The sequence below is a fragment of the Pseudosulfitobacter pseudonitzschiae genome (genome assembly GCF_900129395.1).
Lineage (GTDB): Bacteria > Pseudomonadota > Alphaproteobacteria > Rhodobacterales > Rhodobacteraceae > Pseudosulfitobacter > Pseudosulfitobacter pseudonitzschiae.
Map to the genome: position 1 here is coordinate 121,871 of NZ_FQVP01000001.1, position 16,406 is coordinate 138,276.

Annotated in this window: 19 protein-coding genes and 1 tRNA gene; 15 read left to right on the top strand and 5 right to left on the bottom strand. The window is 63.1% G+C overall.

The features are described from left to right. The first annotated feature begins 13 nt into the window (after window positions 1-13). Entirely contained in the window at window positions 14-1,057 is a 1,044-nt protein-coding gene (locus BUC08_RS00545; RefSeq protein WP_037921697.1) for an aldo/keto reductase, read from the top strand. Window positions 1,058-1,134: 77 nt separating this feature from the next. Here the strand turns inward: BUC08_RS00545 and BUC08_RS00550 are convergent, their stop codons facing one another. Then, window positions 1,135-2,079: a GlxA family transcriptional regulator gene (locus BUC08_RS00550; RefSeq protein WP_037921694.1), complete on the bottom strand. Its 945-nt coding sequence runs from the start codon at window positions 2,077-2,079 to the stop codon at window positions 1,135-1,137. 88 nt (window positions 2,080-2,167) lie between these two features. Between BUC08_RS00550 and BUC08_RS00555 the strand changes: the two genes are divergently transcribed. The 5 genes from BUC08_RS00555 to BUC08_RS00575 all read left to right on the top strand — a co-directional run bounded on the left by BUC08_RS00555 (window position 2,168) and on the right by BUC08_RS00575 (window position 6,882). Next, window positions 2,168-3,082 carry a 3-dehydrocarnitine:acetyl-CoA trimethylamine transferase BcoG gene (locus BUC08_RS00555; protein ID WP_037921691.1) on the top strand — a complete coding sequence of 305 codons (915 nt, stop codon included), beginning with the start codon at window positions 2,168-2,170 and terminating at the stop codon, window positions 3,080-3,082. A gap of 73 nt (window positions 3,083-3,155) precedes the next feature. Then, complete coding sequence (locus tag BUC08_RS00560) at window positions 3,156-3,608, top strand: lipocalin family protein (protein ID WP_234973730.1); 453 nt, start codon at window positions 3,156-3,158, stop codon at window positions 3,606-3,608. Between the two features lie 62 nt (window positions 3,609-3,670). Continuing rightward, on the top strand, window positions 3,671-5,149 hold the full coding sequence (locus tag BUC08_RS00565) for a carnitine 3-dehydrogenase (protein ID WP_037921689.1): 1,479 nt from the start codon (window positions 3,671-3,673) through the stop codon (window positions 5,147-5,149). Window positions 5,150-5,193: 44 nt separating this feature from the next. Next, complete coding sequence (locus BUC08_RS00570; protein WP_051693906.1) at window positions 5,194-5,892, top strand: SDR family oxidoreductase; 699 nt, start codon at window positions 5,194-5,196, stop codon at window positions 5,890-5,892. Between the two features lie 87 nt (window positions 5,893-5,979). Further along, window positions 5,980-6,882, top strand: a complete 903-nt coding sequence (locus tag BUC08_RS00575; protein WP_037921685.1) for a DMT family transporter — start codon at window positions 5,980-5,982, stop codon at window positions 6,880-6,882. A gap of 6 nt (window positions 6,883-6,888) precedes the next feature. On the opposite strand, the gene BUC08_RS00580 is transcribed toward BUC08_RS00575, so the two are convergent. Together BUC08_RS00580 and BUC08_RS00585 are read right to left on the bottom strand one after the other, a co-directional pair. Continuing rightward, window positions 6,889-7,596 carry an NUDIX hydrolase gene (locus BUC08_RS00580; protein ID WP_037921683.1) on the bottom strand — a complete coding sequence of 236 codons (708 nt, stop codon included), beginning with the start codon at window positions 7,594-7,596 and terminating at the stop codon, window positions 6,889-6,891. A 37-nt stretch (window positions 7,597-7,633) separates the two neighbouring features. Then, the gene (locus tag BUC08_RS00585; protein ID WP_037922178.1) at window positions 7,634-8,035 is read right to left on the bottom strand and encodes a DUF983 domain-containing protein; all 402 of its coding nucleotides are present in this window, start codon (window positions 8,033-8,035) and stop codon (window positions 7,634-7,636) included. 260 nt (window positions 8,036-8,295) lie between these two features. On the opposite strand from BUC08_RS00585, the gene BUC08_RS00590 reads away from it, so the two are divergent. From BUC08_RS00590 to BUC08_RS00605, 4 genes are all read left to right on the top strand, one after another. Continuing rightward, window positions 8,296-8,781, top strand: coding sequence for an EF-hand domain-containing protein (locus tag BUC08_RS00590; protein ID WP_051693905.1), 486 nt, complete (start codon window positions 8,296-8,298; stop codon window positions 8,779-8,781). Window positions 8,782-8,845: 64 nt separating this feature from the next. Next, on the top strand, window positions 8,846-9,436 hold the full coding sequence (locus BUC08_RS00595; protein ID WP_028955955.1) for an RNA polymerase sigma factor: 591 nt from the start codon (window positions 8,846-8,848) through the stop codon (window positions 9,434-9,436). Further along, entirely contained in the window at window positions 9,426-9,800 is a 375-nt protein-coding gene (locus tag BUC08_RS00600; protein ID WP_051693902.1) for a hypothetical protein, read from the top strand. The genes BUC08_RS00595 and BUC08_RS00600 overlap by 11 nt, the downstream gene beginning before the upstream one ends. Beyond that, window positions 9,793-10,296 carry a periplasmic heavy metal sensor gene (locus BUC08_RS00605; protein WP_037921681.1) on the top strand — a complete coding sequence of 168 codons (504 nt, stop codon included), beginning with the start codon at window positions 9,793-9,795 and terminating at the stop codon, window positions 10,294-10,296. The genes BUC08_RS00600 and BUC08_RS00605 overlap by 8 nt, the downstream gene beginning before the upstream one ends. Window positions 10,297-10,373: 77 nt before the next feature. On the opposite strand, the gene BUC08_RS00610 is transcribed toward BUC08_RS00605, so the two are convergent. Then, window positions 10,374-11,798 carry a diguanylate cyclase gene (locus BUC08_RS00610; protein WP_037922172.1) on the bottom strand — a complete coding sequence of 475 codons (1,425 nt, stop codon included), beginning with the start codon at window positions 11,796-11,798 and terminating at the stop codon, window positions 10,374-10,376. A 104-nt stretch (window positions 11,799-11,902) separates the two neighbouring features. On the opposite strand from BUC08_RS00610, the gene BUC08_RS00615 reads away from it, so the two are divergent. From BUC08_RS00615 to BUC08_RS00635, 5 genes are all read left to right on the top strand, one after another. Continuing rightward, a complete protein-coding gene (locus tag BUC08_RS00615; protein WP_037921679.1) occupies window positions 11,903-12,190 on the top strand; it encodes a DUF3572 domain-containing protein in 288 nt (95 codons plus the stop codon). After that, window positions 12,187-12,885, top strand: a complete 699-nt coding sequence (locus BUC08_RS00620) for an HAD family hydrolase (protein WP_174861679.1) — start codon at window positions 12,187-12,189, stop codon at window positions 12,883-12,885. Before BUC08_RS00615 ends, BUC08_RS00620 begins: the two co-directional genes overlap by 4 nt. A gap of 94 nt (window positions 12,886-12,979) precedes the next feature. Continuing rightward, window positions 12,980-14,536, top strand: coding sequence for a trimethylamine methyltransferase family protein (locus tag BUC08_RS00625; RefSeq protein WP_037921674.1), 1,557 nt, complete (start codon window positions 12,980-12,982; stop codon window positions 14,534-14,536). Between the two features lie 105 nt (window positions 14,537-14,641). Beyond that, window positions 14,642-15,229 (top strand): heme NO-binding domain-containing protein, encoded by a 588-nt coding sequence (locus tag BUC08_RS00630; protein ID WP_037921673.1) that lies wholly within the window; start codon window positions 14,642-14,644, stop codon window positions 15,227-15,229. Beyond that, complete coding sequence (locus tag BUC08_RS00635; RefSeq protein ID WP_318173668.1) at window positions 15,226-16,251, top strand: diguanylate cyclase domain-containing protein; 1,026 nt, start codon at window positions 15,226-15,228, stop codon at window positions 16,249-16,251. Before BUC08_RS00630 ends, BUC08_RS00635 begins: the two co-directional genes overlap by 4 nt. 55 nt (window positions 16,252-16,306) lie before the next feature. Here the strand turns inward: BUC08_RS00635 and BUC08_RS00640 are convergent. After that, window positions 16,307-16,381: transfer RNA gene (locus BUC08_RS00640), tRNA-Glu, on the bottom strand. Between the last annotated feature and the right edge of the window lie 25 nt (window positions 16,382-16,406).

The window sequence follows — 16,406 nt, forward strand, 5'->3', positions numbered from 1 at the left end:
AAGGAAAATACCGATGAAGATGAAAACGCTGGGCCGCACCGGAATAAAAGTGTCCGAACTGTGCTTGGGGTCGATGACCTGGGGCACGCAAAACACCGCTGAAGACGGGTTCGAACAAATTGACCGCGCATTGGACGCCGGGATCAACTTTATCGACACGGCCGAGATGTATCCCGTGAACCCGGTCAGCGCCGAAACCGTCGGCCGGACAGAGCGGATCATTGGCCTGTGGAACGAGGATCGCAACCGGCGCAGCGATTACATTCTGGCCACAAAACATTCGGGCGAGGGGATGATGCACCGCCGCGAGGGCGCGCCGATCTCTTCCGAAACGATCCCCGAGGCCATCGACGATTCGCTGCGGCGCTTGCAGACGGATTACATCGACCTGTACCAGTTCCACTGGCCCAACCGCGGCAGCTATATGTTCCGCAAGAACTGGACCTTTGACCCGTCGGATCAGGACCGTGCGTCGACCATCCAGAACATGGAGGACTGTCTGGGCGCATTGCAGCGCGAGGTGGATCGCGGCCGTATCCGCGCCTTCGGGCTGAGCAACGAAAGTGCCTGGGGCACAACGCAATGGCTGGAGGCGGCGGCGCGCACGGGCGGGCCGCGTGTGGCGACTGTGCAGAATGAATATTCGCTGTTGTGCCGCCTTTACGACACCGACATGGCCGAGATGAGCATGAACGAAGACGTGGGGCTGTTGGCGTTCTCACCGCTGGCGGCGGGGTTGCTGACCGGGAAATATCAGGGCGGCAAGGTGCCCAAGGGGTCGCGCATGGACATCAATGGCGATCTTGGCGGGCGCAAGACGGACCGGGTTTTCGGTGCGGTCGATGCCTATCTGGATATCGCGAAACGGCACGGGCTGGACCCGGTGCAGATGGCGCTGGCGTGGTGCTGCACGCGGCCTTTCATGGGGTCGGTGATCTTTGGCGCCACCACGATGGATCAGCTTGAGGTCGCGCTGGGCACGGTCGAGGTGACGCTGCCCGACGAGGTGCTGGCCGAGATTGACACCGCGCACCGCGCCCATCCGATGCCGTATTGAGCATGATGTGATCCCGGCGACGCCGGGCCTTGGGGCTGGGTGTCGTGCAGTTGATATTTAAGCCAGACGAAAAAGGTCTACGCGGACTTGCGATGGTCCCGTGCGCTGGTTCCATGTGCCGCGGCATAGGCGCGGGCGAACGCGGACTGGCTGGAAAAGCCGGTGCTGAGCGCGATGTCATGCAACGGGCGGTGTGTCTGGGTGACCAGTCGTTCGGCCTCGGCCATGCGCAGGGCCATGTAATGGGCCTGCGGAGACCGGCCCACCGTGGCCTTGAACTGCAATTGCAGCGCGCGGGGGCTGAGACCCAATCGCTGTGCAATGGTGGCAATGGGCACCGGCGCGTCCAGGGTGGTTTCCATCAGCGCATGGGCGCGGGCCGTGATATGGCTGTGCTGGGTGCGCTGGGGCTGCCGGATCTGCGGCTGTGACGGGGCAGAAACTGTATCCGTGATAAAGCTGCCCGCGACCTTGCGCGCCAATGCCGGGCTGCACGTTTCGGCAATCAGCGCCAGCATCATGTCCAGCGTTGGGGCGGCCCCGCCTGCAGTACAGAACTTGCCGCTGACCTGATAGCGGGCGTTGACGGTCTGGGTGTCGGGAAAACGGGCGGCAAAGGCCTCGAAATCTTCCCAGTGCACCGTGGCCGCGTGCCCGTCCAAAAGCCCCGCCAGCGCCAGCACCCAAGGCCCGCCATCAACCCCCGCAACGTGCTCTGCAGTCGCGGCAAGGCGGCGCAGGCTGGACAGCAAGGCGGGCGTGCTTTGACCCTCCGGGTTGAACCCGGACACCGTCACGATCCAGTCACACCGGGCAATCCGCGCCAGCGGGTTGGCAGGGATCACAAGCCCCGAGGTCAACGATACCGGCGCGTCCGTCGGCGTTGCCAGATGCCATTGGAACACCGCGCGCCCCGCATGGCGGTTCGCCGCGCGCAACGGATCGACAGCAGCGGCAAAGCTGAGTGTGTTGGTGGCATCCAGCACCAGCACGACCACTTGAGTTAAATTTTCGGAATTCATCAAATTCCTTTCGCATTTCGTCAAGTATGCTGCGAGGATGCCGCCATAATATGCTGTAACGCAAGATGAATTACGGGGGAGCCCTGCGATGCCACTGGCCATGAACAAAGATGTCTTTATCACCTGTGCTGTGACCGGTTCGGGGGCTACGCAGGATCGCAGCCATCACGTACCGCGCAGCCCCAAACAGATTGCCGAAAGTGCAATCGTCGCCGCCAAGGCCGGTGCCGCCGTGGTGCATTGCCACGTCCGCGACCCTGAAACCGGCGCGCCCAGCCGCGATCTGGCGATGTTCCGCGAGGTCACCGACCGCATCCGTGACAGCGACACCGACGTGGTGCTGAACCTGACGGCGGGCATGGGGGGCGACATCACCTTTGGCGATGTCGAGAATCCGATGCAGCTGAGCAAGGCAGGCACCGACATGGCAGGCGCAAGCGAACGGGTGGCCCATGTGGCCGAATGCCTGCCCGAGATCTGCACGCTGGACTGCGGCACGATGAACTTTGCCGAAGCCGATTACGTCATGACCAACACGCCGGGCATGTTGGTTGCCATGGGGCGGATGATGACCGAACTGGGTGTCAAACCCGAGATCGAGGCCTTTGACACCGGCCATCTTTGGTACGCCAAACAGCTGGTGAAAGACGGCGTTCTGGACAGCCCCGCGTTGGTCCAGCTGTGCATGGGCGTGCCGTGGGGCGCACCCGATGATCTGAACACCTTTATGGCGATGGTGAACAACGTGCCCGACGACTGGACCTTCTCGGCCTTTGGTCTGGGACGCAACCAGATGGCCTATGTCGCGGCATCCGTGCTGGCAGGCGGGCACGTGCGCGTCGGGCTTGAGGACAACCTGTGGCTGGACAAGGGCGTGCTGGCGGAAAACTGGCAGCTGGTCGAACGTGCAGGCACGATCATTGAAAACATGGGCGCGCGGGTCATCGGTCCTGCCGAAGTCCGCGAAAAGCTGGGGCTGGTCAAACGTGCGCCAAGGGCCTGAGCGGTTGCGCAGCACCGCATGTGCGATCGGTCTGGGGCTGATCCTTTTGGCAGGTTGCGCCAGGGTGCCTGCCGTGACCGGGCATCGCGATACCGCGACCATCATCGCCTCGACCACACGGTTCGAGGCACAGCGTTTCGCCGGTGACTGGGTGGTGCGCGCGGCCTATCCGCAGGATGCAGACCTGCGCGGGGTAACAGCACGGCAGGACGGGACAGCTTTCACGTTGTTGCGACACCGCTGCGATGCGACGGGCCAATGCGGCACCGTCGCGGAAGTCTGGCCAGCCACGGCAACCGGGCAGGGACGCTATGCGCTGCGCGATCCTTCCGGCGCCGCAGATCGCACGCTGTGGGTGCTGTGGGTCGATGACGGCTTTCGCACAGCGGCGGTGGGCACGCCAGATGGCCGCTGGGGCTGGATATTGGACCGCAGTACCAGCGGCGGTGCGGACCGTATCGCCGCGGCCCGCGAGGTTCTGGATTTCAATGGATATGATCTGACGCACCTTGCAAAACAGCCCTAGGCTGTGCGGAAGAACGATCTAAATACAGTGAAGTACAACTTCATGAGTGAACGGGGTATCATATGAATAAACAAGTGGCAGCCATCATCGGCGGCGGTGTAATCGGGGGTGGCTGGGCTGCGCGTTTTGCTCTGAACGGCTGGGATGTGCAAATTTTCGACCCCGACCCGCAAGCCGAACGCAAGGTGGGCGAGGTCATGGCCAATGCGCGCCGCTCGCTTCCCGGGATGGTTGACGTGGCCCTGCCGACCGAGGGCAAGCTGACCTTTCACGACACAATTGCGGGTGCTGTGGACGGGGCCGTATGGGTCCAGGAAAGCGTGCCAGAGCAGTTGGCGATCAAGCACACAACCTTGGCCGAAATCCAAAAGGCCTGTTCGCCCGAGGCCGTGATCGGCTCGTCGACATCCGGCTTCAAGCCTTCCGAACTGCAAGAGGGGGCGCTGCGTCCCGAACAGATCATCGTCGCGCACCCGTTCAATCCCGTTTACCTGTTGCCGCTGATCGAGGTTGTGCCGACCGAAGCGAACACAGCTGCCTTTCTCGATGGTGCTGACACGATACTGAAAGCCATGGGCTTTTATCCCCTGCGCGTGCGCAAGGAAATCGACGCGCATATCGCGGACCGTTTTCTCGAGGCCGTCTGGCGCGAGGCGCTTTGGCTGGTCAAGGACGGCGTGGCCACCACCGAAGAAATCGACAACGCGATCCGCTACGGCTTTGGCATCCGCTGGGCGCAGATGGGCCTGTTCGAGACCTACCGCGTCGCGGGCGGCGAGGCAGGCATGAAACATTTCATGGCACAGTTCGGCCCCGCGCTGAAATGGCCGTGGACCAAGCTGATGGATGTGCCCGAGTTCACCGACGAGTTGGTGGATTTGATCGCGGGCCAGTCCGATGACCAGTCAGGGGCCTATTCGATCCGCGAGCTTGAGCGTATTCGCGACACCAACCTTGTGTCGATGATGCGCGCGTTGAAGGCGCAGGATTGGGGCGCAGGGGCTTTGATGAACGCGCAGGAAAAGACGCTGCGCGCGGGGTCGCCGTTGGCGGCACGGGTGGACGATCTGGACGACGTGTCGGCGCCGCTTCTGACCGTTCACCGCGCCGTGCCGTTGGACTGGACCGACTACAACGGTCACATGAACGAGGCGAAGTACCTGCAAGCCTTCTGCGATGCCACCGACCGCTTTATGGAGATGATCGGGTGCGATGCGGAATACATCAGCGCAGGTGGCAGCTATTTCACCGCCGAGACGCACATCCGCCACGTGAACGAGGCGCTGGCCGGGACCGTGATCGACGTGCGCACGCAAGTGCTGTCAGGTGCCGGCAAAAAGATGCACCTGTTCCACGAGATGTACGCAGGTGAGACCCTGCTGGCGACAGGCGAGCATTTCCTGCTGCACGTCAGCCTGAAGACACGCCGCCCGTCTGAACCTGCGCCACATGTCCTGTCGGCACTGGAACGGGTCGCCACCGCGCACGCGGCGCTGGATGCACCCGCTGGCATGGGGCGCGCAGTGGGGCAGCGACCTTGAGGCGGGTTCTGATCACCGCAGGGGCCCGCGGGATTGGCCGCGCGATGGCTGATGCCTTTGACGCCGCCGGGTACGACGTTTGGGTGACCGATCTGGACAGTTCGGCGCTGTCGGACCTTCCCGAAGACTGGACAGGGATCGGCGCCAATGTCGCGGACGAAGGCCACATGCGCGAGGTGTTCGACCGGATCAAAACCGTGGACGTTGTCTGTGCCAATGCGGGTATCGCGGGGCCCACCGCTGCGGTCGAGGACGTATCGCTGGATGACTGGCGCACCTGTATGAGCGTCAATCTGGAAGGGGCGTTCCTGGCGGCGAAATATGCAGCCCCCCTGATGAAAAAGGCCGGGGGCGGGGCGATGATCCTGACCTCATCGACAGCCGGGCAATTCGGCTATCCCTACCGCTCGCCATATGCGGCGGCGAAATGGGGGGTGATCGGCCTGATGAAAACGCTGGCGATGGAACTGGGGCCCTTCGGCATACGCTGCAATGCGATCTGTCCGGGCAGCGTCGAAGGCCCGCGCATGGAAGGCGTCCTGGAACGCGAGGCCGAGGCCAAGGGGATGACCCGCGACGAGGTCTACGAGGGATACGCCTCGGGCACCTCGATGCGGTCCTTTGTCGAGGCGCAGGACATTGCCAATATGGCGGTGTTTCTGGGATCGAGTGCCGCGCGGATGGTGTCGGGGCAGGTGATTGCCGTGGACGGACACACCGAGAACCCGAACCCCAAACTGTAATCCGGCACGCGGCGGTGCCATGCAGGGGATTGTGGCCGTCCAGACGTTTCGTCTGGTGCAGGCACGGAATTCGCGGCAAGACGGGGCATGAGCCTTTGGATTCCCATCACCCTTGCGGCCGCGTTTTTCCAGACGCTGCGTTTCGTCCTGCAGAAAAAGCTGGCGACCACGCAACTGTCTGCGGCGGGTGCTACCTTTGCGCGGTTCCTCTATTCCGCGCCGTTGGTTGCCGTGCTGACCTATGTCTATTTCCACACCACGGGACAGGCGCAGCCACCGCTGACGGCGGCCTTTTGGCTCTATGGCGCATTTGGCGGACTGGCTCAGGTGCTGGCGACGGTCTGTGTGGTGATGTTGTTCAAGGCGCGCAATTTTGCGGTTGGAATCACTTTCAAGAAAACCGAAGTGATCCAGACTGTTCTCGTGGGGTACGTGCTGCTGGGCGAAGGCGTGAGCCTGCCGGGGTTCGGCGCGATTGCGCTGGGGCTGTTTGGCGTGCTGCTGCTGTCTGCTCCGCCGGACCTGGTGCGCTGGGGCCTGCGCGATCTGGCGAACCGGGCGGCGGGTCTGGGGTTGCTGTCGGGTATCCTCTTTGCGGTTTCCGGCGTGTGCTATCGCGGCGCGTCATTGCAATTGCCGCTTGAAGACCCGCTGGCGCGCGCGGGGCTGACGCTGGCTTGTGTGACCGCGATGCAGCTTGTGGGCATGGCGATCTGGTTGCGCCTGCGCGAAGTGGGCCAGATGACAGCCGTCTGGCGCGCACGCCGGGTGGCGGTGTGGATCGGCCTGACCTCGCTCTTGGGGTCGTTCTGCTGGTTCACCGCCTTTACCTTGCAGAACGTGGCCTATGTGAACGCGCTGGGGCAGGTCGAGCTGATTTTCAGCCTGATGGCCACGGTGCTTTTCTTTCGCGAACGGGTCAGCCTGCGCGAATGGGCGGGCATGGCGGTGCTGGGCGCGTCGATTCTGACACTGGTGCTGGTGATCTGACGCTCCTTAATCGGTGGGCCGGTGACCACGCAGGCGCAGGAACAGGTTTTCTTCCTCGTTGTTCTTGAAAAAGGGCACGCTCGCGGGCGGCTCGACCGATTGGGCGCGCTTTTGCACTTCGCTCAGCACCACCTCGGTGATGAACGGCATGTCAAAGCTGCGCACATCGTCCAGCCCGACCCATTGCAAATGCGACAGCTCGTCCGAGGCCGCCGAGAAATCGTCGGGATCTGTCACCAGCGTATCTGCATCCACCAAGAAGAACCGCGCATCGAACCGGCGCGGGCGCCCCGGTGGGGTGATGGCACGAAACACGAATTGCAACGCCGAGGCATGGGGCATGTGTCCGGTGGCGGCAAAGTCGGTCCAGTCGTCGGGCACGTCCGTGTCCCATTCACCGGGCTGGCCCAGAACCTGACCGGTTTCCTCGAACAATTCGCGTATGGCGGCAACGGACAGGGCATGCGCCATATCGGGCGCGCTGTCCTCGCTGATACGCGCGGCACAGCCCTCGGGCAGCGCACCGGCCAGGGGGACGTGATAATCGCCCGGATCGACCGCACCTCCCGGAAACACGAACTTGTTGGGCATGAACACGGCCTTGGCCCCGCGCTGTCCCATCAGGATGCGCGGGCTGGTCCAGCGGTCACGCAACACGATCACCGTGGCGGCATGGCGGATCTGGGATTTGTCAATTTTTGGTTCGGCGGTCATCTTTGGCCCTCATGCGACAGGCCGCACAAAAACCTGATCAAGCCGGTGTGGCGTCCTCGGTCATCTTGCGAGCCCATTTGAAGCCAACAATGGCCCCTTTCAGTCTGGGCAGAAGGTAAAGCGACAAGGCGACACAGCCAACCGCAAAGATGGTAAAAAGCACCAAAGGCTCAGGACGCCACGTCACAAAGGCGATATGCAGCAACGGCGCCATCAAATGCCCGACGATCAGGATGGTCAGATAGGCCGGACCGTCTTCTGCCTTGAACTGCGCCAGGTCCTGACGGCAGACTGTGCAGACAGGCGATACCTTCAGGTATCCCTTCAGCAACCGGCCCTGTCCGCAATTGGGGCACCGGTTCCGCCAGCCGCGCACCATGGCAGGCAAGGCTTTCTGCTCGGCGGGGGCTTCTGGGTCGTTCACTGTTACGTCTGTCATGTTCTGTTCAGCCATTTGAGGGTCATCGCGCATAAGGCGTCCTGTCTGTTGAAGGGAAGATGGGCCATGCGCGGCTGAATTGAAATGGCACGTTTTGTCCTTGCGTCGGGATGTCGCGCATCGGGAACGAACAAAGCGCTTTGCAGCTTTTGCGCAGGGGCGAAACTTTTTCCGACGGAATGCGCTGGCTGCCCCGTTTTACTGTGCATAAGGGGCGGCGAACAGCGCCGTGTCCGAATAAGAAACCGGAGTAAGAGCTTATGAAACATACGACATTCATCGCCGCGGTCATCGGTGCCGCTGTTTCGATCACAGGTACAACTGTGCTGGCCGAACGCGCCGGTTCAGAGGGCCACAAGCGCCCCAGCTTTTCCGATCTGGACGCCAATGCCGACGGTCAGATCACGCTGGAAGAAATGCAGGCGCATGGGGCTGCCCGGATGGCCAAGGTCGACACGGACGGCGACGGCTTTTTCAGCGAGGATGAAGCCGTGGCAGCCGCCACAGCCCGTGCCAAGGAACGCCACGCACGTATGGTCGAGCGTCTGGATGCGGACAAGGACGGCAAGCTGAGCCTGGACGAAATGAAGCCCAAGGGCGACCGTGGCGCGAAGATGTTCGAGCGCGCGGATGCCGACAAAAGCGGTGGCATTTCCGAGGCCGAGTTCACCGAGATGACCAAGAAAATGGAACAGCACATGCGCAAGGGCCACGGCCCCAAGGACGACAAGCCTGCGAACGACTGATCCGTGACGACACCGGCCCGCCGCATCTTGTGTGGCGGGCTGCATTTCACTACCGCTGACCGGAATGGATATGCCACTGGATCAGGACACCGAGACCGATGACGCCACGCTTTTGGCACGCTATGCGCGTGGCGATGCGGCGGCGACACGCACGTTGACCCTGCGGTTGACACCACGCGTCTTCGGCCACGCCTTTCGGGTTCTGGGCGACCGGGCCGAGGCTGAGGATGTGGCACAGGATGCGATGTTGCGCCTGTGGAAAATCGCACCCAAATGGGAGGCCGACCGCGCACAGGTGTCCACCTGGCTTTTCCGGGTCACGGCCAACCTGTGCACCGATCGGTTGCGCAAGCGGCGCGGCGGGCCCGCGCTGGACGACATCGCGGAACCTGCCGATCCGGCACCCGGCGCAGAAGGACAGCTGCAGACCCGCGCCCGGATGGACGCCTTGACCGCGGCATTGCAAACCTTGCCCGACCGGCAGCGCCAGGCGGTGGTCTTGCGCCACATCGAAGGCTTGGCGAACCCCGAGATTGCCGACATTCTGGACGTGGGCGTGGAAGCGGTGGAAAGCCTGACCGCACGGGGAAAACGGGCGCTCAAGGCGGCATTGGCGCCGCAGAAACAAGCGTTGGGATATTCCGATGACAGCTGATAGGCACGATACGACCGATGCAGCACTGGACCAGTGGCTGCAAGACGCGGGCACCCCGCAATTGCCCGACGCGCTGATGGCGCGGGTTCTGGCGGACGGTCTGGCGATGCAGCCCGCGCCGGGCGGGGTCGTGACCGGGCGGGCGCGCGGATGGTTCAGGGGCCTGCTGGGCGGATGGCAGGGCGTCGGCGGTCTGCTGGCGGCCACCTGTGCGGGATTCTGGATCGGTCTCAGCCCGCCACAATACCTGCCGCAGGCGGCGCTGACGCTGCTGGTCGCAGAGCAGGTGGATGAAACAGCCGAGCCCGTCGAGGTTCTGGCCTATGGCTGGGTCGAAGATGAAGGAACCGAATTTGATGGATGACGTCGAAAGAACACAGCGCACCCGTGCGCCACGCTGGATGCGCATCGCTTTTGGTGTTTCGCTGGCCTTGAACCTGGCGGTGGTGGGGGTGCTGGCGGGCACCTTTGCGCGCTTTGGCGGACCGCCGTCGCGGGGGCCGGGCATGATCAGCTATGCCACACCCTATGTGCGCGCCTTGCCCCGCGATGACCAGCGCGAGATTTTCCGCGCGGTGCGCGACCAGTTGCCCAAAGACAGCAACAGCCGTCAGGCCCGCCGCGCGCTCTATGCCGCGATGATCGAGGCGCTGAAGGCCGAACCGTTCGACCCTGCACAGGTGGAGACAATCCTGGACCGGCAGAACACCGCGGCCCTTACCGTGCAGTCGGCGGCGCATGCCGCGTGGCTGGCCCATGTCGCGGCCATGTCACCCGAGGACCGTGCGGCCTATGCCGACAGTGTCAGCGAATTCATGCGTCGCGGAAAAGACAAGAAGCCCAAACCGCCCAAAGAGTAAACTGCCTCTTTTTGCCCTGTCCGGTCAGGGCATTTCTCCCAGGGAAGCTTGGTCGGGGCACGTGCAGGCCACCTGCGTCAGGCCGCCGGACGACTTAGCTTTACACGGTTGCGCCCCTTGAGCTTGGCTGCATAAAGCGCCTTGTCCGCGCGGTCCATCAGCGCCCGTGCCGCCTCGTCAGGGTCCTCTGCCGCCCGCGCTGCATCTCCGGGCAGTCCGCCCATGGCCAGGCCGATGCTGACCGTGACATTGATCCGGGCGTGCCCGCCGCCTGTGTCGAAAGGCGTGTCGCCGATCTGGCGGCAAATCCGGTGCGCTGCGCGACGGGCATCCTTCAGGCCGACGCCCGGCAGGACAATCAGAAATTCCTCACCACCGACGCGCGCCACCAGGTCAACCGCACGCAGGTTTTCGCACAAACGGCGGGCGGTTTCGACCAGAACGGCATCTCCGACGGCATGGCCATAGACGTCGTTCACGCTTTTGAAATGATCCAGATCGGCCAGCATCAGGGCAAAGGGGCGGTCCGTGTTTCCGGCCCGTTCGGCCAGCCGCGCCAGATGGGGCAGGGCATAGCGCCGGTTGTGCAATCCAGTCAGCGGGTCGCAGACCGCGGCCTTCAACCCCGTGCGGACAGTGGCACGCAATTGGTCGGCCAGCAGTTTGCGGTGCATCAGCTTGCGCACCCGGATCGCCAGTTCCCGCGGGTCAGAACGGGCATGCGTCAGCGCACTGACCCCCAGGTCCAGCGCACGGGCGCCCAACAGCGGCGCGTCTTCGGGGTAGAGGAACAGGATCGCACTGTACCGCGTGGCGGGATGCGAGCGGATTGACGACAACAGCGACAGCATTTCCTCGGCGTTGGACTTGTCCGCGAACAGGATAAACACATCGGTGTTGCGTAAATCGGCATCGGTTGTGGCGTGGTTATGACGCTTCAGCGCCTGGTCCGGCAGGCTTGCGACCAGCCGTGCGGACATCAGGCTGCGCAAATCGACGACCGTGCGGGCGCCGAGCATCGGGTTCGTGCTGACAACGGTTATATCAGGCTTGCCAATGAAGGGCGTGCTGCATTCCGCAACCCCCAATGCGCGCGTTGTGTCGTCGCGGATCTGCCATTCGGTTGCCGCGTTGTGGGCGCGCAACATGCTGCGCACGCGCGCCAGCAACAAGGCATCGTCATAAATATCGGTGACGACATCCTCGACCCCGGCGTCCAGCAGGTCCAGCCGTGCATTCGCGTCAATGCCCGGCGCCACCGCCATCACGGGCGCTGCGCTGCCACGTTTCGTGTCATTCATCAGGTTAACCAGATCCGCGGCGGTGCCATCGGGCAGGGACTTTGCGCAAATCACCAGATCGGGCGGTGAAATCGCGGCCTGATGCGCGGCATCGGTCAGCGAGCTGGCTTGCATCACGTAATATTGCGCAGCTGCAAGTTTGACCTTCAGCACGATCCGGTTGGTCGCAATCGCGTCCACGATTAGGATCTTGGCATACATGGCCGATGCCTCTCTGATGAAATTCATGCATTTGGTTGAGTGGTCATTCCTTTCTGTCGCCAAATGGTTAAGAAAGTATTTCAAATTGGCCTCAAACCGGGTGAATGAAGATGACGAAGCCAAATTCCGCCGAAACCGTTGCCTTGCAGGCGCTGGCATGGCTGGCAGGCAACGAAGAGCTGTTGCCGGTGTTCCAGGGGGCCAGCGGGGCCGGGGCCGACGACCTGCGCAATGGGGCAACCGATCCGGCCTTTCTGGGCTCGGTTCTGGACTTCGTGATGATGGACGATGTCTGGGTCGTGGCCTTTTGTGACAGCGCTGGCCTGTCCTATGACGCCCCGATGCGCGCCCGTGCGGCGCTGCCCGGCGGTGAACAGGTGAACTGGACATGACCAAGGTCCGCGGCATTATCTTCGACAAGGACGGCACCCTTTTCGATTTCGCAGCCACATGGGAGGCCTGGGCTGAATCCTTCCTGCTGCGCATCTGTGGCAACGACACCGTGCGTGCCGCACAGGCAGGCGCGGTCATCGGTTTTGACCTGCACACCCGCCGCTTTGCCCGCGACAGCATCGTGATTGCGGGCACCGCCCAAGAGGTGGCAACTGCCCTGGCCCCGCATTTCCCCGAGCTTCCCATGCCCGACTTGCTGGCCACCCTGAACGAAGAGGCTGCAAATGCCCCCCAGGCCGAAACCGTGCCGCTGGTCCCGTTGCTGACGGACCTGCGCGCGCGCGGGATCAAGCTGGGCGTGGCGACCAATGATGCGCAGGTTCCGGCCCGGGCGCATCTGAACGGCGCTGGTGTCGCTGGTTTTTTCGACTTTATCGCAGGCTTCGACAGCGGCCACGGCGGCAAGCCGGCGCCGGGGCAGTTGCTGGCCTTTTGCGCGGACACAGGGCTTGAACCCGAAGCGGTGGTCATGGTTGGCGACAGCACCCATGATCTGCACGCAGGACGCGCGGCGGGCATGCGCACGGTTGCGGTGCTGACCGGGCTGGCCGATGCCGACACGCTTTCCCCCTTGGCCGACGTGGTTCTGCCCGACATCGGCCATTTGGCCGCATGGCTGGACGCGCAGGACTGAAGCCGCTCAAAAGCGACGCGCACTGTCGCAAACGGAAAGGTAGGTCGCGCGCCTTCGGGGCTTGCTGGGGGCAGGCAGCCCAAAGGACGACCCCATGCCAGATGCCCCACGCAGACCGCGCAACGGTGGTCGCGCAGGTGCCGCCCTACGGCGCGGCAGCGAGGTGATCGACCAGATGCCCTGGAACCCGCCGTTGCTGGTGGACCGCCCCGTCGAGCCGCTGACCGAAGATGGGGTTCATGCCATCCATGATGGCGCGATGCGCATTCTGGAAGAGATCGGGATCGAATTCCTGAACCACGCGGCGCTGGACATCCTGCGCACAGCGGGTTGCACGATTGATGGCCAGAACGTCCGTATGGGCCGCGACATGGTCATGGACTATCTGGCCCTCGCCCCCGAAACCTTTACGCTGACCCCGCGCAATCCCGCCCGCGCGATCACCATTGGTGGCCGCCACATGAACTTTGGCAACGTGTCAAGCCCGCCGAACTATTGGGATATGGAACTGGGCCGCAAGGTGCCCGGCACCCGCGAGATGTGCCGGAACCTGTTGAAACTCAGCCAGTATTTCAACTGCATCCACTTCAACGGCGGCTATCCGGTCGAACCGGTGGACATCCACGCAGCGGTTCGCCACCTGGACGTGCTCTATGACACGCTGACGCTTACGGACAAGGTCACCCACGCCTACAGCCTGGGCGCTGAACGGGTCGAGGATGTGATGGAAATGGTGCGCATCTCGGGTGGCTGGTCCCACGCCGAATTCGAAGCCAGCCCCAGAATGTACACCAATATCAATTCGACCTCGCCGCTCAAGCATGACGGTCCGATGCTGGATGGCTGGATGCGGTTGGCACGGCGCAATCAGGGGCTGGTGGTGACACCTTTCACGCTGGCGGGGGCGATGGCGCCGGTCACCATGTCGGGGGCCGTGGCACAGTCGCTGGCCGAGGCGCTGTGCGCGGTGGTGCTGGCACAGATCATCCGCCCGGGGGCGGCCTGCGCCATCGGCACCTTTACCTCGAACGTCGACATGAAATCGGGGGCGCCGGCTTTTGGCACGCCGGAATATATGCGCGCGACCCAGATGACCGGGCAACTGGCGCGGTTCTACAAGCTGCCGATGCGCTCCAGCGGGGTCTGCGCCGCCAACGTGCCGGACGGGCAGGCGATGTGGGAAACCTCGAACAGTCTGTGGGCGGCGGTGCAATCAGGCTCGCATATGGTCTATCACGCGGCAGGCTGGCTTGAGGGCGGGTTGATCGCCTCGCCTGAGAAATTCGTCATGGACTGCGAAGTGCTGCAACAGATCCAGCGGTACCTTGACCCCGCCTTGTGGGCCACGGGACCGGACGAGATTGCGCTGGATGCGATCAGGTCGGTGGGCAGCGCGGGCCATTTCTTTGGCATCCAGCACACGCAGGACCGCTATGCGACCGCCTTCTACCAACCCTTCCTGAGCGATTGGAAAAACTACGAAGCCTGGGAGGCGGCGGGCAGCGTCTGGACACCCGAACGGGCGCACCACATTTTCAGGGAGATCATCAGCAATTTCGAAGAACCGCCCATGGACGCCGCAATTCGTGCGGAACTGTCCGACTTTGTCGCGCGACGAAAATCCGAAGGCGGCGCGCCGACCGACTTCTGAAATTTCGCGAACCGCGCAGGCAGCAATAAAGCTCACATCTTAACTATTTGCGGCATCTTAACTTTTGCCCGCCATAACGGTTGCGGGAATGGGAAAGAGATCGTCATGCATGGGTTAATTTATCGCGCAATCGAATGTTTTGTGACCGACAGCTACGGTCCCGAAAAATGGGCCGAGGCTGCAGCTCTGGCCGATCTGGGCTTTGTCGAATTCGAACCGATGCTGATCTATGACGACGTGCTGGCGCCACGGGTGATCGCGGCGGTGGGCACGGTGCTGAACCGGTGCGAGGCCGACCTGATGGAGGATGTCGGCACGTATCTGGTCAGCCATCCCAACACCGAAGGACTGCGGCGGCTGATGCGCTTTGGGGGCGTGTCCTTTGTCGAACTGCTGCATTCGCTGGACGATCTCCAGGACCGCGCACGCCTCGCGGTCAGCGACCTGATCCTGCCCTATATCGAACTGCACGAATATTCCGCCACGCATTTCGGACTGATCTGCGGCACCAGCATTCCCAGCTTTGGCCATGTGATGATGGGCCTGTTGCGCACCATGGCAGATGATTATGGCGTGCTGGCGCTGCTGGAGTTCGAGGGCGGCGCGCAGGGCATGGAAACGGTGTCGATCCGGCTGGTGGAAACGGAATTTGCCGAAGGACGCCGGTTCGCCCTGGGTGCGGGTGCACTGTGACCGGCCCGGACAACATGCCCGCCGTGCTGGACGTGCTGTGCCCGATGCATGTGATGATCAATCACACGGGCCACATTGTCCATGTGGGCGACACCCTGCGCAAGCTGCGCCCGGACCTGAACTGGGTCGGCGCCCGCTTCCTCGAGGTGTTTGCCCTGAAACGGCCGCGCACGGTGAACAGCATGAGCGACCTGCGCGACAACGCGGGGATCAAGCTGCACCTGCAACTGCGCGATTCCCCGGTGACCGAACTGAAAGGCGTGGCCGTGGCCTGCGGGCCCGACGGGGTGCTGATCGTGAACCTGTCCTTTGGCATCTCGGTGGTGGACGGGGTGCGCCAGTACGACCTGACCCACGCCGATTTCGCGCCCACGGACCTGGCCACGGAAATGCTCTATCTGGTCGAGGCGAAATCGACCGCGATGGAAGCTTGGCGCAAGCTGAACCTGCGCCTGCAGGGGGCAATGATCGCCGCCGAGGAACAGGCCTTTACCGACACGCTGACGGGGCTGAAAAACCGCCGTGCGATGGATCACGTCATGGCCCGCGCACTGGAACGCGGCACGCAGTTCGCGCTGATGCAACTGGACCTGGATTTCTTCAAACTGGTCAATGACACGCTGGGCCACGCGGCGGGCGATCATGTGCTGCAAACCGTGGCCCGAATCATGGTGGACGAAACCCGCAGCGAGGACACGGTGGCGCGTCTGGGCGGCGATGAATTCGTGATCGTCCTGCCCGACGTGCGCGACATCCCCGCCTTGCGCCGTATCGGCAGCCGCCTGATCAAACGGCTCGAGGTGCCGATGCCGTTCGAGGGCAACGATTGCTGCATTTCGGCCAGCATCGGCACCGTGTTCTTTGAACCCGGATCGGGTGCGGACATGCGCAGCCTGCTCGATGACGTGGATGTGGCGCTCTATGCGTCGAAACGGGCAGGGCGGGGGCGCCAGACCTTCTACAGCCCGGCATTGCGCCGGGGCCTGAACGCAAACGAGTCGACCTCGCAACAGGCGGGATAGGTGCGGCGCGCATCAATGCGTGCCTGCGTTCATCAATTGTCGAGGGAAGAACAAGTGGCAGCCCGTAGGGGAGTCGAACCCCTCTTTTCAGGTTGAAAACCTGACGTCCTAACCGATAGACGAACGGGCCACTGTCTTGTGAGGCGCTGATTATG

What these genes read in the sequence shown, in the direction of transcription:
- BUC08_RS00545 (WP_037921697.1), top strand. Translation starts at nt 14, where the DNA reads ATGAAGATGAAAACGCTGGGCCGCACCGGAATAAAAGTGTCCGAACTG.
- BUC08_RS00550 (WP_037921694.1), bottom strand. Translation starts at nt 2,079, where the DNA reads ATGAATTCCGAAAATTTAACTCAAGTGGTCGTGCTGGTGCTGGATGCC.
- BUC08_RS00555 (WP_037921691.1), top strand. Translation starts at nt 2,168, where the DNA reads ATGCCACTGGCCATGAACAAAGATGTCTTTATCACCTGTGCTGTGACC.
- BUC08_RS00565 (WP_037921689.1), top strand. Translation starts at nt 3,671, where the DNA reads ATGAATAAACAAGTGGCAGCCATCATCGGCGGCGGTGTAATCGGGGGT.
- BUC08_RS00570 (WP_051693906.1), top strand. Translation starts at nt 5,194, where the DNA reads ATGGCTGATGCCTTTGACGCCGCCGGGTACGACGTTTGGGTGACCGAT.
- BUC08_RS00575 (WP_037921685.1), top strand. Translation starts at nt 5,980, where the DNA reads ATGAGCCTTTGGATTCCCATCACCCTTGCGGCCGCGTTTTTCCAGACG.
- BUC08_RS00580 (WP_037921683.1), bottom strand. Translation starts at nt 7,596, where the DNA reads ATGACCGCCGAACCAAAAATTGACAAATCCCAGATCCGCCATGCCGCC.
- BUC08_RS00585 (WP_037922178.1), bottom strand. Translation starts at nt 8,035, where the DNA reads ATGACAGACGTAACAGTGAACGACCCAGAAGCCCCCGCCGAGCAGAAA.
- BUC08_RS00590 (WP_051693905.1), top strand. Translation starts at nt 8,296, where the DNA reads ATGAAACATACGACATTCATCGCCGCGGTCATCGGTGCCGCTGTTTCG.
- BUC08_RS00595 (WP_028955955.1), top strand. Translation starts at nt 8,846, where the DNA reads ATGGATATGCCACTGGATCAGGACACCGAGACCGATGACGCCACGCTT.
- BUC08_RS00600 (WP_051693902.1), top strand. Translation starts at nt 9,426, where the DNA reads ATGACAGCTGATAGGCACGATACGACCGATGCAGCACTGGACCAGTGG.
- BUC08_RS00605 (WP_037921681.1), top strand. Translation starts at nt 9,793, where the DNA reads ATGGATGACGTCGAAAGAACACAGCGCACCCGTGCGCCACGCTGGATG.
- BUC08_RS00610 (WP_037922172.1), bottom strand. Translation starts at nt 11,798, where the DNA reads ATGTATGCCAAGATCCTAATCGTGGACGCGATTGCGACCAACCGGATC.
- BUC08_RS00615 (WP_037921679.1), top strand. Translation starts at nt 11,903, where the DNA reads ATGAAGATGACGAAGCCAAATTCCGCCGAAACCGTTGCCTTGCAGGCG.
- BUC08_RS00620 (WP_174861679.1), top strand. Translation starts at nt 12,187, where the DNA reads ATGACCAAGGTCCGCGGCATTATCTTCGACAAGGACGGCACCCTTTTC.
- BUC08_RS00625 (WP_037921674.1), top strand. Translation starts at nt 12,980, where the DNA reads ATGCCAGATGCCCCACGCAGACCGCGCAACGGTGGTCGCGCAGGTGCC.
- BUC08_RS00630 (WP_037921673.1), top strand. Translation starts at nt 14,642, where the DNA reads ATGCATGGGTTAATTTATCGCGCAATCGAATGTTTTGTGACCGACAGC.